Below are 15691 nucleotides of genomic sequence, written 5' to 3'. Positions count from 1 at the left end.
TTATGGCGCTCTTCTGTACCGAAAATTTCCGAGATAGAACTCTGGCAAACTAGGAGCATTTGGATAGTCGAGCTTTGTTGGGAATATCTCAGTTGATTCTTCTATTTTATACATAAACCGGTTGGCAAACGTAATCTCAATAACGCTTGGGAACGGCACCCCACTGATAATCATCCATGGACCGCTATTATTTGCGTGAACATGAATTACGTCAAATACTGTATGCAATTTTGTCAAGGCTTTTTCGATCATAACATAGGATCTTTCATCATTTATTGAGCCAAAACCGTGAAACTCGCAAACTATTTGAGAGAATTTTTTTAGCGTGTTACTGTCAACCGACGCAAAAGCTCCCCACTCAGATCCTTCTATGTCGCATTTAAGGACAAGTTTTTTACCACCTATGCGATCGGTCGCGTCATCTATCGATACTCCTCTCGAATTCCCCGATGATATTTCTTCCTTAAAGAATGTGAACTTATCGTTTGAAGTTGGTGATTTATCTATCGTATTGTCATATTGATGAACAATAATATCTCGCCTTGCAATGTCCACGTCCCAACTGTCGTCGTCGTTTATTCCAAGCGACAACGCACCGTCAACCCCAGCGAAGTCATCAAGCATTACATATCCGCCGTCTGTCTGACTACCTATTCTTATCTTATCTAAACCTGATACAGCCATCGGGGATAGTAGTGAGCCAATCGTAAGGATCCTCTCCCTAAGCTGTTCGCGAGGTGTCTCCGCAACCCAGGAATTTATTAAAAGCTGCGTCTGTATTCTTACAAGTGAACCTTTTATATCATCCAATTCACTCTTTATATCTTCACGATTACAAATAAATTTTTCTATTCCACCACACACAGCCAGGCAATTTCTTGAGAAATCAAGGAAAACGGCCTTATCCACTCTAAAATCTGAACCACCAATTATTGATAGTAGGTCAACGCCAGCCTTTTTTGAGAAGTATTCTATATGCTTCCTGAGCTCAACAAATGAATGAACGTCATTCGAGGCCTCTGCCCTGTACATTCTTTCAATAATAAAGGCAGCGAAGCCCGCAATCGATTTTGCTCCCCAAGACGACAGTGCCTCCACAATTTCGGAATCGTTCTCTAATGTCTTCCGATTTAGCATGTGTTCTTCCATAGTCTCTCAGAGTAACTATTTTTTGGTGCCAGGCTTCGCTAACGCATCCGTGACGGTTGTGTCTGCACAACGATAAGGTCGCCGCCATGGACGGGTTCCGTCTGGATCTATCACAGATTTGAGTTTTGAGAGCTTAATCCACCAGCTTCATGCGCAACGGCCTTCACTGTCGGGTTTTGACGCCTTAAGGTCGGAGATTGCCCGAGTTGACGCGAGAATCTGGCGATAGAGACAGCGCGCCGCCTTGGCAGATTTCATCAGATCTGTATGGCGCTGGCGGATCTGCCGTGTGTGTGCCGACGTTAAGCATGGGGGGCCTTGCTGTTGTTTTCTGGCGGCTTCAGAAAGATCTTTCATTTTCACCTAAAGAAGTGCGGTGGAACGTCGCTGAACAGTTGGCTGAACTGGCATCAACCGGACGATCGAGTTTGGAACGAAGCAGAAACGTTGAAGCTATTGAGGCGGGTCGAACTGTTCAACCAACCCATGAAGAGCGCGGCTCTGACCGCATTCTCCACCTCGTACGCGTTCGGCACCCATCTGCCAATTCGCGTGTTCGCCTCAGATGACGTTTTTTGCTCTACGGTTTTGAGGGATCCGAGACAGCGCATCCTCTCTCAGATCGCCGATTGGCGCCGCGAAGCGAGATTAAAAAGCCATTACGTGGGGTCGCCAGAAGATGAAGCTCTCAGCGACTCTGTCAATCTCCCTCTGGCTGCATTCTTGGGAAAGCATTGTCGATCTGGGGTGCGGTTTCTCCTTGATAACTATATGACCAGGGCGCTTGCAGCTGGATACACCACTGAAATCGTCGAAAATATTGAGGACACAGGTCCATTGCTGCCCACAGCACTCAGTGCGCTCGAACAGCGCTATCACGTAGTTGGAGTTAGCTCGCGATTATCCGAGACGAAAGCAGCAATAGCATCCAAGCTCGGGTTGGTTCATGACGCGGGCCAGGCAGTTGCCTTGAACGTCACGGAATCCAGCCGATTCCTCGCCTCAGAGGTAGACAAAGACGTCGACCACCTTCTCGAACGTCTCACGGTTCACGACAAAATTCTCTACGACCGCGCAAGCGAGTTGTTCGAAATGCGCCACAGTGGTGGGGCGGCCGGATACAATGAGGCGGAATTCGAGGCTCGGCACGCCGCCCTTGCTACGAAGCGCTTGCGGCCATTTGCACGCGACGGTTTCTCGGTCGTTTCCGTCAGAGACACGATCCTAGGCTCGGGCCATTGGGGCCGGGACGCTGCCGGCACGCCTCAATGTTGCGTATGGACGGGACCTTATACTCGGACAACTTTGTATCTTCCGTGTCCGGCTCACGTCGACCTGTCGATTAGGATATGGATACGCGGTTATGCCTCTGCACGTCTACGAAGCCAGCTTCGTTTCGAGGTTGATGATGTGCCGCTCGCGCACTCATTGCAGCCTGCGGAAGGTTGGTTGGAGACAGCGACTATTCGTGCACGATCGAGGAGAGTTTTCTTAAAGATTACGATGTTGCTTAATGAAACTGAAGCAGATGAAAGAATCGGCGAAGATAGGAGACGGGGCGTAGCTTTTGACTCCTACGGTTGGGCTGTTGACCCGAGTTGAGGCCGTGCTACCGGCGCGCCTAGCCACATCGCCGTCATCCCTCGAAAGTTGACGTTATCCATTTGAACATGCGGAATCCCCTGACCTGCCTCCGGAGAACCCATTGAAAATCGGCATCGACGGCAGGAATCTTCAGTCGGCCACCGACGGAATCGGCCGGTTCGTCCATAAGTCGATCAAGGCGCTGTCGGCGCTTGGCGCCGAGGTTCGCGTTTACGCTCCCGCTCCGATCAACGCCGGTTACGAGTTGCCGCGCGGCGTTGCCTTGCGGACGGGCGGATACCGGTCGCTTCCTGCGCGGGCATTGTGGGGGCAAGCCGTGCTGCCCTCCCTGGCCGCGCGCGATCATGTCGAGGTTTTCTGGGGGCCGTCGCACCGCCTGCCGCTCGCGCTGGACGGCCGGATCGCGCGGGTGGTGACCATCCACGATCTCGTCTGGGTGCACGCGCCGCAAACCATGCGGACGCGGACCTTGCTGGGCGAGCGCCTGTTGATGAAGCCGGCGTTGCGAAGCGCCGATGTGGTCGCGGCCGATTCCAGCGCCACGGCGAGCGCGTTGAAGGCAGAGTTTCCGTGGCTCAAGGCGCCGATCCGCACGATCGCTCCCGGCACGACCCCCCTTCCCGCGCCGGGCGGGTTTGCCAGCCTGGACCCCCTCGGCATTGAGAGGCCCTACGCGCTTTTCGTCGGCACGCTTGAGCCCAGAAAGAATCTCGGCAACCTCATCAAGGCCTATGGGCTGCTGCCTGAAAGCGTCCGCTCGGGCTGCGATCTCGTCATCGTCGGCGGCAGCGGCTGGAAACAGACGGGCCTGGCGGACGAGGTGCGCCGCGGCGGGCTCGAGGGGAAAATCATCTTCACCGGCTTCGTCGACGACGGGATGCTGGCCACGCTCTATGCGAACTGCATGTTTCTGGCCATGCCATCGCTCTACGAGGGCTTCGGCTTCCCGATCGTGGAGGCGCAATCGTTCGGCAAACCGGTGCTGACATCGAATACATCGTCGATGCCGGAAGTGGCCGGCGAAAGTGCCGTCCTGGTCGACCCGCGCGATGCGGAGGCGATCGCCGGGGGGTTTCGCCATCTTTGCCTCGACGCGCAATTGCGCGACAAGCTTGCCTCCGGCTCCCGCCGCAACGCGGAGCGCTTCACCTGGGAGAACCACGCCGAGGGCATGCTGCAGATCTTTGAGCAGGCCATCCGGCTAAGACGAAAGACGCCTGTTTGAAAGTCCTGCATTTCTTCAAGACATACTGGCCGGACAGCTTCGGCGGGGTGGAGCGGACCATCCATGCCATCGCCGAAAGCACGGCCAGCCACGGGGTCGAAACGCAGGTCCTGTCGCTGAGCCGCGCGCCCGACGAAAACACCAGGCGCATCGGCAGCCACATGGCCGTGAAAGCCAGGCTGGATTTCGAGCTCGCCTCGACAGGGTTTTCGCGCGAGGTTTTCCGCAAATTCGATACGCTCGCCCGGCAGTCCGACCTGGTGCACTACCATTTTCCCTGGCCGGTCATGGACATCGCGCATCTCAGATCCCGCCACGGCAAGCCGGCCGTCGTCACCTATCATTCCGACATCGTCAAGCAGCGCCTGCTGCTGCCGTTCTACAATCCGCTCTTGATGCGCTTCCTGAGCGATGTCGACGCGATCGCCGCGACGTCGCCCGACTATCTGCGGTCGAGCGTCACGCTGAGAAAATTCAAGGACAAATCGCGAGTCATCCCTATCGGCATAGACGAGGACGCCTATCCCGCGCCGACGGCGGCGGACAACTCCTGGCGGCAATCGATCGTGTCGGAGCCTTTCGTGCTCTTCGTCGGCGTGCTGCGTTACTACAAGGGGCTGGATATCCTTATCCAGGCCGCGGACCGGGTGCGGTGCAAGATCGTCATTGCCGGATCGGGACCGACCGAGCAGCACCTGAAACGTCAGGCCGCAGGGCTCAAGCTCGACAATGTCATCTTCCTCGGTGAGGTTTCCGAACGGCAGAAGATGGCCCTGCTTCATGGCTGCAGCGGCTTCGTCTTCCCCTCGAATCAGCGGTCCGAGGCCTATGGCGTCTCGCTCGTGGAGGCGGCGATGTGCGGCAAGCCGATGATCTCATGCGAGATCGGAACCGGAACGTCCTATGTGAACAAGGCCGGCGCAACCGGCCTGGTCGTCCCGCCTTCCGACCCGCTTCGACTGGCCGAGGCCGTCAACCGTCTTGTCGATTCGCCCGCAGAAGCGGAAAAATGGGGGCGGGCGGCGCGCGAACGGTTTTGCGCCCTCTTCACCGCCGAAAACATGGGGCAGGCCTATGCCGATCTCTACGTCCGGCTGCGCGATCGCGCCGCTTAGCCGGCGACTGCAAGATTTGCCGTCGCGTTTCGTGCACGGCCGGCATTGAGCTTTGCGCCGCCTCGTCCTATAAGGCCGCGCGCAGCGGGCATGTCCCGCCTGCTGGGGCGTCGCCAAGTGGTAAGGCATCGGTTTTTGGTACCGACATTCCCAGGTTCGAATCCTGGCGCCCCAGCCATCCTCTAAGAAAAGGCCAGCCTCGACCAGACGACCGGCCACGCCCGTGGAGGCCTCGCATCGGTTGATTTGGAAACCCCGCGGACAAAAAACCTTGCCGCATCAGGCACCATGGATGGCGATTGAGGTGGTCAGCAGGATCAGGCTCAGCACCGCGAACGCCGCGCGGACGACGTGCGAGAGCTCCCACCGGTTACGAAGCGCCGTCCATTCTTGGGTTTGCGGGAGCGGGCTCCCCGCGCTGCCCTCGGTTGCGAAGAAGCGCTTCGCCGGCGCGGTCAACTCCACATCCTGCAGCCAGTGTCTGTTGACCGGCTGGGTCATGACCCAGAAGACAAGCTGCATGAGGATGAGCCCAGCCAAGGCGCCGGCGACCAGCCAGAAGCGGACGGAACTCGATGTCAGCATCAGCACGAACGTCGCAACGATCCCGCCGACCTCGGCGACGCCGCCCCCGATCGTGAAACCCGGGTAGTAGATCCGCTGGACGACAAAATACTCTTGCCTGCCGAGCCGCAATTTGCCCGGCAACTCCAGCGCGTGGGCGAGAGCCATGGCCATCGCACTCGCCACGAGAGCAACGGTCAGCACCTCCAGGAAAACATGCATCGGATCGGCCTCTCATTTGCGGCCTCGTTCCAGATCGAACGTGAGCGTCCCGACCGAGTTCCATCAGCAGGAAAAATGAAGCGATGGCCGCATCCCGAGGAGTTCGGCACCGACCGCATGGTGCTCGCGCCAGGCGAAAGTCGGCCGGCATGAGTCCGTCCGTCCGAGACGATGGAACAATCTCCGGGCTGTTCCGACGCCGGCGTCGCGGTGGCGAGGGAGCCGGGCGCGGTGCCGAGCTGCGCGATGCCCTGGACAAGGCAGGTGGCGGCGGCGGCAACGATGAGCCACCGGCTCCAGCGTATGAAATGCACGTCGCTGATGGCATCGAGGGCGCGCCGCGAGAGCTGCGTTCCAACGGCCGCAAGCGCGATCGCCAGGGCCACCGCTGCCGGCGCCAGGACATTGGCGCCGGTGACGAGCAGTTGCCCGAAATAGACGACCTTAAGGAAGTGGCCGAGCGCCTGGATGGCGGCCTTGGTCGCCACAGTCTGCCGGCGGTCGAGCCCGGAGCGGACGAAAAAGACATCGAGTATCGGCCCGGAAACCCCCGCGGTGAGCTGCAGCGCCGTGCAGAGGAAGCCGCAACAGAGACCATGGCCGCCGCGGCGGATATCGGGCGCGATTGCACGCGGCACGCACAGGCCGGCGAAAGAGAGCAGCGCCAGCGAAATCAGCGCGACCGGCTTGCTGGGGACCAGCTCGATTGCCGCAAGCAACAGCGCGGCGCCGAGCGCCCGGGCCGCATAGAAGCTGGCGATGCGCCAGAGGATCGCGTTCCACCAGAGCCAGGCCCGCCAGCTGTTGGCGGTGAGCTGGGTGATGCCGTGCAGCACCATTGCCACAGTCAGCGGCATGATCGCCATGAGCACCGCGATCAGGATCATTCCCCCGGCCATGCCGAAAATGCCGGAAATGAAGGAAGTGGCGAGCACGGCGGCGGCAAGTTCGGCAGCAAACAGCAGGGTGATCATGGCGACCTCGCAGGGTCCTCGAGCGGTTGATCAGGCGATCGCGGTTCAGCGGTAGCGACCCCGGCGAACGACAAGGGCAATCTCGCTTCGCACCAGTCCCATGTCGGTCAGCATGTGATCGTCGAGCTCGCTAAGCGCATGGATTGCCCTGCGCGACTTGAGTTCTTGCAGGATTGCTCCGAGCCCAATCCATATCGGCTGCGAGAGCTGAAGCAGTGGATTGCGGCTCCTCACGACACTTCCAATCGGGGTCATATCCATCTCCTTGTCCGTGCGGCCATTTGGGCTAAAGCCACGCGTGCGCGTGCCTTTCGGCACGCCGCTCAAGGCCGCTCCGCGGCCGGTTAAGCACATTCGCTTATCAGCGGGGCATCGCCGCATCGACCGCGAGTCGCGTCTACACCGAGTTGCTGAAGCGCGGACTGGTCGTCGGCGAGGTCGGCCGCGGCACCTATGTCTCAGGGCAATCGCGCCGTGGCGCCGCCGCCACCACCGATCCCGGCGACCCGCGGATCGACCTTGAATTCAATTTCCCCATCCTGCCGGGACAATCGCAGTTGATGGCGAAGAGCCTCGCCGGGCTTTCCGATGCCGACGCCCTGCAGGTCGCCCTGAGGCCGGCGGCCACCGGCGGCACGCCGGCCGCGCGCGAGCTCAGTGCCGGTTTTCTCGCCCGCGGCGGTTGGTCGCCCCGGCCCGACGGACTCGCCTTTACCGGCGGCGGCCGTCAGGCGATCGCCACGGCCATCGCCACACTGGTTCCGACCGGCGCGCGCTGCGGCGTCGAGGCTGTGACGTATCCGCTGGTCAAGGGCATCGCGGCGCGGCTCGGCGTCATCCTCGTTCCGCTTTCCATGGACGAGCACGGGGTGCGCCCGGAAGCAATCGAAAAGGCGCATCACGAGGCGCGGCTCTCCGCTCTCTATATCCAGCCCGTTCTGCACAACCCGCTCGGCGTCACCATGCCCAATGCGCGGCGAGACGAACTCGCCCGGCTCGCACAAACGCTCGACATCGTCATAATCGAGGACGCGATCTACGGCTTCCTCGCCGATGAGGCGCCTCTCGCGGCGCTGGCGCCGGAGCATTGCGTGGTACTGGACAGCCTGTCGAAGCGCGTGGCGCCTGGGTTGACGCTGGGCTTCGTCAGCGCGCCTTCGCGGCTCAGGGAGAGCATCATGGCGTCGATCCGCTCGGGCGGCTGGGGGGCCGGCGGCTTCGCCTTCGATGCAGCGCAGCGGCTGATCGCCGACGGCGTCGTCGACCAGCTCGTGGCCCATAAGCGCGAGGACGCAAAACGCCGCCAGCGCCTTGCTGCCGACTGCCTGTCAGGTTTCGAGGTACAGGCGGATCCGCGCGCCTACCATCTTTGGCTTAATCTGCCGGAGCATTGGCGCTCGCAGGCTTTCGTCGCGGTGGCGGCGCGACGCGGTATCGCAATCACGCCATCCAGCGCCTTTGCGGTGGTTCCGGGACACGCGCCGAACGCCGTGCGCCTTGCTCTCGCCGCACCGCCCATCGAGCGGCTGGAGGAGGCCCTGCGCACGCTGGTCAGCATGCTTCACGCCCGCGAACAGGACTTTGCCTTCGTCGAATGAGCAAGGTGTCCATCAATCTTTCCGCAGCGTGTCTTCAATCATTGTGTCGAGGCTGCTGGCCGATACGCCGAGCAGGCGCTCGGTATCGGACGCATCGACGATGCAGGGCCGCCGGTAAAGATAAGCCATTTCCGGAAGCTCGCGCATGAGTTCGTCCTCGCGTCCAAGCGCCTCGAGATCCTCTTCGCTCAACACACGCAGATCCGGAGCCGCAATGCCGGCGAGCTTCGCGAAGCGAACCGACAGGCTGCGGACCGAAGCATGCTGGGAGGGGACGAGAAAGGCGCGGCCCCATTCGCCCGAATAGCGTGAGGCAGCGACCAGTGTTCGGGCGACGTCCTTGGTGAAGGTCCAGGCATGCAATGCATCAAGATCGCCTGACACCGTCGCAGGCATTCCGGCGAGCAATGACGGAAGCGTCATGAGCGTGAAGATCGAGCCGGCGCCGTTTCCCAGATAGTCGCTGGCGCGGACTTCCAGCGCCGGAACCTTCGCCGCAAGGGCACGCTCCCACATCGCGGTCCTGACGCGGCCCTTGATGCTCGTCGGAGCCAGCGGGACGGCGGCCGTCAAAGGTGACGGCGCCTCGCTGCCATAGCCATACACATTGCCCAGCACGATGAGGCGCGCGCGCAGCTTTTCCGCCGCTTCGGCAACGCCCTCCATGATCGGCGGAAAATCCGTCGGCCATTTTGTGTAAGGCGCCATGGCACACATGAAGACCGCTTCCGCGCCGATGCTGACCCCGGCAAGGCCGTCTCCGTCGCGGGCATCGAGCGCGACGGGGATGACAGATCCGTCCGCCGCCGTCCCACTTCGGCTGACCAGCCGGACCTCGTGACCATCGGCAGCAAGAAGACGGGCGGTCTCGCGCCCGACCGGCCCGGCGCCGACCACAACAAACACAGACATTGAAAGCCTCATCGATGTTGAACATGGAGAGGCAATCTCTGTGCGCAGGCATTGAAAGTCGCGCAGCAAGCGCCGATCTTTGAGCACGTTCTGCCTTGAATTCGGAGCGCCTCGTGAGCGACCGGTCTGAACTGTCCCCGGCGAATGTCAGCATCTCGCGCAACCGCCACGGCGCAGGCGCGATCGTGCTGCCGCCGATCGGCGACCACCGCATCGTCGTGCACGCCAGCCCGAGGACCTGGTCGTTTTGCAAGGAGACCGGAACGCGCCATCTGCGCCGGCAGGGCGACATCGATCTTGTGCCCGCCGGCCAGGAAGGCGGCTACCGGGCCGAATCCGCTTGCGAAACGCTGGAGATCCGGCTTGCCCCGCAGGCCATGGAACGAACCGCTTTCGAGATGGGGACCGGCAGGCGATCAGGCCTCGATACACGCCACATCATGCGGAACGATCGCATCGTCCATCTCGGCCGGGCATTGGAAAGCGAGCAGCAGGCGGGCGCTCCGGGCGGCGCGCTTTACGCCCAGATGATCAGCGTGGCGCTGGCCACCCAACTCGTCGGCCTGGCGAAACCCCTCGCGGACCGCGCGCGTGGCCTCTCGGCCGCCCAGCTGAAGCGCTTGCGCGATTTCGTCGAAGCGCATATCGACCGGTCTTTGACGATCGAGGTGCTGGCGCGCGAGGCAGGCGCCAGCAGCTCGCATCTGCGCCAGGCGTTCAGGCAGGCCACCGGCACCACCGTGCACCGCTACGTCGTGAGCCGGCGGATCGAGCGGGCAAGGCTGCTGCTCGCTGACGGCGGGATGAGTGCCGCCGAAGTGGCTTTAGCCGCGGGTTTCTCGCATCAATCGCACATGGCGCGCTGGATGCGCCGCGAGCTGGGCGAAACGCCGCGCTCGCTGCTGCGGAAGCAACCGGCCTAAACCTTTTGCTTCCCCGCGCGTTGTGGTTTCGCGCTGTCGGCCTTCTCCGGCGGCTCGCAAAACAACCGGCGGAGAGGCTCAACCGATGTATTTCATGGCACTGGCCACCGACTATGACGGCACGCTGGCGCATGACGGGCTGGTCAACGCAAGCACGGTTTCCGCACTGGAAAAGCTGAAGAAATCCGGCCGCAAGCTCATTCTCGTCACGGGCCGTGAACTGCCTGATCTCAAGCAAGTGTTTCCCGAGATCAACCTGTTCGACAAGGTCGTGGCGGAGAACGGCGCGTTGATCTACACGCCGGCCAGCGAGGAAGAGCGCACGATGTCGCCCTCGCCTTCCGCTGACCTGGTCGACAGGCTCAAGAAGCGCGGCGTGAAGCCGCTGTCGATCGGCCAGGCGATCGTCGCCACCTGGGAGCCGCACCAGGTGACAGTGCTCGATGTCATCAAGCAGCTAGGGCTGGAGCTGGAGATCATCTTCAACAAGGGCGCGGTGATGATCCTGCCTTCCGGCATCAACAAGGCGACCGGGCTGGCGGCCGCGCTCGAAGACCTGAAGCTGTCGACGCACAATGTGGTGGCCGTCGGCGACGCCGAGAACGATCACGCCTTTCTCAGGGCAGCGGGCTGCGGCGTCGCGGTCGCCAACGCACTGCCTGCAGTGAAGGAAACCGCCGACCTCGTCACCAAGGAGACACGCGGCAAGGGCGTCGAGGAACTGATCCGCAAACTGGTCAAACGCGATCATCTGATCGCCAAGAAGCGCTCGCGCGGCGTTCTGCTCGGAACCTCGCGCGGCAAGGATATCCATCTGTCGCCGACCGAGACGGTCCTGATCGCCGGAAGCTCGGGCATCGGCAAATCGACTCTAGCGACGGCGCTCACCGAGCGGTTCGTCGAGAAGGGGCTGCAATTCTGCATTTTCGATCCCGAAGGCGACTATGACGGGCTGAAGGGCGCGGTGCCGCTCGGCAACGGCTCGACCGCGCCGAACAGAGAGCAATTGCTGGAGCTGATCGAGAAGCCGGGCACCAATGTTGTGGTCAACGGCCTGGCGCTGAAGGTCGATGAGCGTCCCGACTTCTTCGCCGAGTTGCTGCCCGGCCTGGGTCATATCCGCTACCGCACGGCAAGGCCGCACTGGCTGATCATCGACGAGGCGCATCATTTGATGCCCAAGCGGCGCGGCGATACGCGATCCGTGCTTTCGATCGAACTGCCCGGCACGGTGCTGATCACCGTGCATCCCGAAGCGATCTCCAACGACGCGTTGCGCCTGGTGACGGCGGTGATCGCGCTCGGGCCCAAGGCAAGAGGCGTGATCAAGACCTTCTGCAAGGAAACAGAACTCGAGACGCCAAAGGATATCCCGCAGCCCAAGGGCGACCGGGTGCTGTTCTGGCGGCCGCGCGAGGACAAGAAGCCATTCACGGTCAAGGCGGTCGAAGCCGACCAGTCGCTGAAGCGGCACAGCCGCAAATATGCCGAAGGCGAGCTCGACGAGGCGGGCAGCTTCTACTTCACCGGCCCGAAGAAGACCATGAATCTGCGGGCCCACAATCTCATCATCTTCGCCCGGATGGCGGAAGGCATCGACGACAAGACCTGGGAGTACCACCTTCGTGCCGGCGACTATTCAAAATGGTTCCGGCATCAGATCAGGGACAAGGACCTCGCCCGCGAAACGGCAGCGGCGGAAAAGGACAAGACATTGTCGGCCGAGGAAAGCCGCAAGCTGGTGATCGACGCGGTTCGCCGCCGCTATACGGCGCCTGCCTCGGCGCCGGAGAAGTAGGTGGTAACGTCTGGTTGTTTTGACGCAATTCCGGACGGAAAACCGTTTCACACTTTTCCTGGAATTGCTCTGGCCTGACCGGTCCGAGTTCTCAGCTCGCCTCGCGCATCGCCTCGGCGGCCTGCAGGTCGACCGAGACCAACTGGCTGACGCCCTGTTCGGCCATGGTGACGCCGAACAGCCGGTCCATGCGCGCCATGGTGATCGGGTTGTGGGTGATGATGACGAAGCGCGTCTCGGTCGTCTTCGACATCTCGTCCATCAGGTTGCAGAAGCGTTCGACATTGTGGTCGTCGAGCGGGGCGTCGACCTCGTCGAGCACGCAGATCGGCGCCGGATTGGTGAGGAAGACAGCGAAGATCAGCGACATCGCGGTTAGCGCCTGCTCGCCGCCGGACAGCAGCGTCATGGTCTGCGGTTTCTTGCCCGGCGGCCGGGCGAGGATTTCGAGGCCGGCCTCCAGCGGATCTTCGGACTCGATGAGCTGCAATTCGGCCGTGCCGCCGCCGAACAGATGCGAGAAGAGCCGCTGGAAGTGGCCGTTGACGACCTCGAAGGCCGATAGCAGCCGCTCGCGGCCCTCGCGGTTGAGGCTCTGGATCGCCTGGCGCAGCTTGCGGATCGCCTCGATGATGTCCTCGCGCTCGGACACGATGGTCTCCAGGCGCTCGGAGAGTTCCTTCTGCTCTTCCTCGGCGCGCAGATTGACGGCGCCGAGCCGCTCGCGCTCGATCTTCAGCCGATCGAGCTGACGTTCGATCTCGGCCATGTCCGGCATCGGATCGTCGGCTTCGAGACCGGTATGCTTGATGACCAGATGCGGCGGCGTGTTCAGCGCTTCCTGGATACGCGCCTCGACCTCGGCGCGGCGTTCATCGGCCGCGGTGAGCCGCTCCTCGGCGCGGACGCGGGTCTCGCGCGCCTCGGCGAGCGACTGGATGGCCGCGGTCGCGGCCTTGTCGAGCTCGGCCTGCTTGTTCTCCGCCTCCTGCAGGCGGTCGCCGGCGGCCTGCCGCAGTGCCTCGGCCTCGGAAAGCTGCGTCAACAGCGCACGGCGCTTGGCGTCGATCTCGTCGGGCGCATCGGCCAGCCTCTCGCGCTCGGCTTCTGCCTCGGCCTTGCGCTCGCCGAGGGCGGCGATCTGCGTCGAGGCGTTCTCGGCGCGCTCCAGCCAGTTCTTGCGCTCGGCGCCGATGGCGCCGAGCCGGCGCATGCGCGCCTCGGCCTCGCGCCGCAACCCTTCATGCACGGCGCGCGCATCGGCGAGCGTGGCGCGATCGCGCGAAACGTTGGCGGAGGCCTGTTCGAGCTGGAGCTGCAGGTCGCCGAGATCGGGCGCGTCCTTCAGCATCTCCTCCGCTTCGAGGAAGGCGGCCTGCGTTTCCTCATGGCTGTCGACGATGCGCGCGCGGGCGTCATCCAAAGCGGCGCGTCGGCTCACCAGCTCGCCGCCGGCCTTCTCGGCCTCGGCCAGCGCGTTGCGGGCGGCGTCCAGCGCATGCTGGGCGTCGCGGCCGGCCTGGCGCGCATTGCGCTCGGCCTCGCTCGCCTGGCGCATCGCCTGCTCGGCGCGCGCCAGCGCTTCCTCGGCATCGCGCACGACGCGGGTGGCCTGCACCGCCTCGGCATCGAGCTCGGCCAGTCGGTTCTTCTGCGCCAGCCGCTGCGCGGCGGCGGTCGGGGCGTCGGCGCTGGCCGTCAGTCCGTCCCAGCGCCACAGCGCGCCGTCGCGGCTGACAAGCCGCTGGCCTGGCGCCAGCAGCGCCTGCAGCCGGTTGCCGTCGGCGGCGTCGACAATGCCGATCTGTGCCAGACGGCGCGCAAGCTGCGCCGGCGCACGCACGACGCTCGCCAGGCTCTTCACGCCCTCGGGCAATGCGGCATCGCCGGGCTGGACCGCGCATTCGCCCCAATGCACCGGGGCGCTGCGGTCGAGCGGGACATCGAGGTCCTCGCCGAGCGCGGCACCCAATGCAGTCTCGTAGCCGCGCTCGACGCTGATCTGCTCCAGCACCGAAGGGAAGAGATCGCCGCTTGCGGCGTTGAGGATTTTCGCCAGCGTGCGCGCTTCGGTCTCGATGCGCGCGAGTTCCGCCCTGGCATCCTGCAGCGGAGGCCGTGCGGCGCTTTCGGCGGCGCGGGCCTCGGCGACCGCCTGCTCGGCGGCGATGGCGCCGGCCTCGCTCTCTTCCAGCCGGGCCAGCGCATCCTCGACCAGAAGCCGCTTCTCGGCGGGATCCGGCAGGCCGGAAATGCGGGCGACGATGTCGGAGAGCTCGCGGTCGACGTCGGCGAGCTGGCGGGTGAAACGGTCGCGGCGTTCGGCGGTTTCGCGCAGCGTGCGCTCGATCTGGTTGCGCGAAGCGGCCGCCTCGGCGCGTTCGGCTGTCAGCGCGGCAAGTTTTGCCTCGCTTTGCGAAAGCGTCGCGCCAGCCTGCTCGAAAGCCGCGCGCGTGGTAGCCTCACGTTCGGCCGCACCGGCGTTTTCCGAATTGAGCTCGGCCTCTTCGGTGCGCAGACGCTCGAGGATGTCGGCGTTGTCGCGCACCATCCGCTCCTCGCGGGCGATGTCGGCATCGAGCTGCTGCAGCCGGCGTTCGAGCTCGGTCTGGCGGGCGCGGATGCGGCCGGCCTCTTCCTCGATTTGCGTCTTGGCGATCGACAGGCGCTGGAAGGCCGCCGCAGCGGCGGCTTCCGCGTCGCGCAGGTCCGGCAGCCGGTGCGCGGCAATGCCTTGCTCCCTGGCGGCCGCCATCTGGGCGGCGGCGCGGTCGCCGACCAGCGTGGTGGCGACGGCAAGCGCCGAACGAGCCTCGCCTTCCTGGGTTTTCGCCAGGGTCCAGCGCAGATGCAACAGCGTCGCTTCGGCTTTGCGGATGTCGGCCGACAGGTTCTTGAAGCGCGAAGCCTGGCGCGCCTGGCGCTTCAGGCTCTCGATCTGGCCTTCCAGCTCGCCGACGACATCGTCCAGCCGCTCGAGGTTCTGCTCGGCCGCCTTGAGCCTCAGCTCGGCTTCATGCCGGCGCGTGTGCAGGCCGGAAATGCCCGCCGCCTCTTCCAGCAACGCGCGGCGGGCCTGGGGCTTGGCCTGGATCAGCTCGCCGATGCGGCCCTGGCCGACCATGGAGGGCGAGCGGGCGCCGGTCGACTGGTCGGCGAACAGAAGCTGCACGTCCTTGGCGCGGGCCTCCTTGCCGTTGATGCGGTAGAGCGAGCCGGCCTCGCGCTCGATGCGGCGCGAGACCTGCAATTCGTCGGCGTCGTTGAAGGCGGCGGGCGCCGTGCGGTCGGCATTGTCGAGGAAGAGCGTGACTTCGGCGGTGTTGCGCGCCGGACGCGCGCCCGAGCCCGAGAAGATCACGTCGTCCATGCCGGACGCGCGCATGTTCTTGTAGGAGCTTTCGCCCATCACCCAGCGCAGCGCTTCGACGAGGTTCGACTTGCCGCAGCCGTTCGGCCCGACAATGCCGGTCAGGCCGCGTTCGATGACGAACTCGCCGGGCTCGACGAAAGACTTAAAACCGAGGAGGCGAAGGCGCGAAAACTTCATTCGCGCCGCCCTACACTATAGGCCGAGGCGCCGAAGCCGGACCGCTTCGGCGCGGC

General features: G+C 63.2%; 11 protein-coding genes, 1 tRNA gene and 1 pseudogene. 7 read left to right on the top strand and 6 right to left on the bottom strand.

Going from position 1 to position 15691, the window contains the following annotated elements; genetic code table 11:
- Positions 1-1149, bottom strand: coding sequence for an FkbM family methyltransferase (locus F3H96_RS17865; RefSeq protein WP_149803043.1), 1149 nt, complete (start codon positions 1147-1149; stop codon positions 1-3).
- A gap of 318 nt (positions 1150-1467) precedes the next feature.
- Here F3H96_RS17865 and F3H96_RS17860 point away from each other — a divergent pair, with 318 nt between their 5' ends.
- The 4 genes from F3H96_RS17860 (at position 1468) to F3H96_RS17845 (ending at position 5272) form a co-directional block, all read left to right on the top strand.
- Positions 1468-2751, top strand: a complete 1284-nt coding sequence (locus F3H96_RS17860; RefSeq protein WP_149803042.1) for a hypothetical protein — start codon at positions 1468-1470, stop codon at positions 2749-2751.
- A 103-nt stretch (positions 2752-2854) separates the two neighbouring features.
- Positions 2855-3979, top strand: coding sequence for a glycosyltransferase family 1 protein (locus tag F3H96_RS17855; protein WP_149803041.1), 1125 nt, complete (start codon positions 2855-2857; stop codon positions 3977-3979).
- Complete coding sequence (locus tag F3H96_RS17850) at positions 3976-5094, top strand: glycosyltransferase (protein ID WP_149803040.1); 1119 nt, start codon at positions 3976-3978, stop codon at positions 5092-5094. Before F3H96_RS17855 ends, F3H96_RS17850 begins: the two co-directional genes overlap by 4 nt.
- A gap of 103 nt (positions 5095-5197) precedes the next feature.
- A tRNA-Gln gene (locus F3H96_RS17845) sits at positions 5198-5272 on the top strand.
- 101 nt (positions 5273-5373) lie between these two features.
- On the opposite strand, the gene F3H96_RS17840 is transcribed toward F3H96_RS17845, so the two are convergent.
- The 3 genes from F3H96_RS17840 to F3H96_RS17830 are packed head-to-tail and all read right to left on the bottom strand — an operon-like array spanning position 5374 to position 7109.
- Positions 5374-5880 (bottom strand): anthrone oxygenase family protein, encoded by a 507-nt coding sequence (locus F3H96_RS17840; RefSeq protein WP_149803039.1) that lies wholly within the window; start codon positions 5878-5880, stop codon positions 5374-5376.
- Positions 5856-6854 carry a TSUP family transporter gene (locus F3H96_RS17835; RefSeq protein ID WP_149803038.1) on the bottom strand — a complete coding sequence of 333 codons (999 nt, stop codon included), beginning with the start codon at positions 6852-6854 and terminating at the stop codon, positions 5856-5858. The genes F3H96_RS17840 and F3H96_RS17835 overlap by 25 nt, the downstream gene beginning before the upstream one ends.
- Positions 6855-6899: 45 nt before the next feature.
- Positions 6900-7109 carry a DUF1127 domain-containing protein gene (locus F3H96_RS17830; protein ID WP_149803037.1) on the bottom strand — a complete coding sequence of 70 codons (210 nt, stop codon included), beginning with the start codon at positions 7107-7109 and terminating at the stop codon, positions 6900-6902.
- Positions 7110-7207: 98 nt separating this feature from the next.
- On the opposite strand from F3H96_RS17830, the pseudogene F3H96_RS17825 reads away from it, so the two are divergent.
- A pseudogene (locus F3H96_RS17825) lies at positions 7208-8452 on the top strand (PLP-dependent aminotransferase family protein); the annotation flags it as partial.
- Between the two features lie 12 nt (positions 8453-8464).
- Here F3H96_RS17825 and F3H96_RS17820 read toward each other — a convergent pair.
- Positions 8465-9433, bottom strand: coding sequence for an NAD-dependent epimerase/dehydratase family protein (locus F3H96_RS17820; RefSeq protein WP_348530067.1), 969 nt, complete (start codon positions 9431-9433; stop codon positions 8465-8467).
- Between the two features lie 44 nt (positions 9434-9477).
- On the opposite strand from F3H96_RS17820, the gene F3H96_RS17815 reads away from it, so the two are divergent.
- Both F3H96_RS17815 and F3H96_RS17810 read left to right on the top strand, forming a co-directional pair.
- Complete coding sequence (locus F3H96_RS17815) at positions 9478-10287, top strand: AraC family transcriptional regulator (RefSeq protein ID WP_149803034.1); 810 nt, start codon at positions 9478-9480, stop codon at positions 10285-10287.
- A gap of 85 nt (positions 10288-10372) precedes the next feature.
- The gene (locus tag F3H96_RS17810; protein ID WP_149803033.1) at positions 10373-12085 is read left to right on the top strand and encodes an HAD family hydrolase; all 1713 of its coding nucleotides are present in this window, start codon (positions 10373-10375) and stop codon (positions 12083-12085) included.
- 91 nt (positions 12086-12176) lie between these two features.
- Here F3H96_RS17810 and smc read toward each other — a convergent pair whose 3' ends face one another.
- A complete protein-coding gene (smc, locus tag F3H96_RS17805; RefSeq protein ID WP_149803032.1) occupies positions 12177-15635 on the bottom strand; it encodes a chromosome segregation protein SMC in 3459 nt (1152 codons plus the stop codon).
- Positions 15636-15691: the final 56 nt, after the last annotated feature.

This window comes from Mesorhizobium sp. NFR06 (genome assembly GCF_900115245.1).
In the GTDB taxonomy this organism is placed as follows: domain Bacteria; phylum Pseudomonadota; class Alphaproteobacteria; order Rhizobiales; family Rhizobiaceae; genus Mesorhizobium.
Note: the sequence above shows the minus strand (reverse complement) of the source record. Positions and strands in the feature narration are given on the sequence as shown.

Excerpts from the sequence above, each read along its gene's own strand:
- F3H96_RS17830 (WP_149803037.1), bottom strand. The coding sequence starts at position 7,109 with ATGACCCCGATTGGAAGTGTCGTGAGGAGCCGCAATCCACTGCTTCAG.
- F3H96_RS17840 (WP_149803039.1), bottom strand. The coding sequence starts at position 5,880 with ATGCATGTTTTCCTGGAGGTGCTGACCGTTGCTCTCGTGGCGAGTGCG.
- smc (WP_149803032.1), bottom strand. The coding sequence starts at position 15,635 with ATGAAGTTTTCGCGCCTTCGCCTCCTCGGTTTTAAGTCTTTCGTCGAG.
- F3H96_RS17835 (WP_149803038.1), bottom strand. The coding sequence starts at position 6,854 with ATGATCACCCTGCTGTTTGCTGCCGAACTTGCCGCCGCCGTGCTCGCC.
- F3H96_RS17865 (WP_149803043.1), bottom strand. The coding sequence starts at position 1,149 with ATGGAAGAACACATGCTAAATCGGAAGACATTAGAGAACGATTCCGAA.
- F3H96_RS17810 (WP_149803033.1), top strand. The coding sequence starts at position 10,373 with ATGTATTTCATGGCACTGGCCACCGACTATGACGGCACGCTGGCGCAT.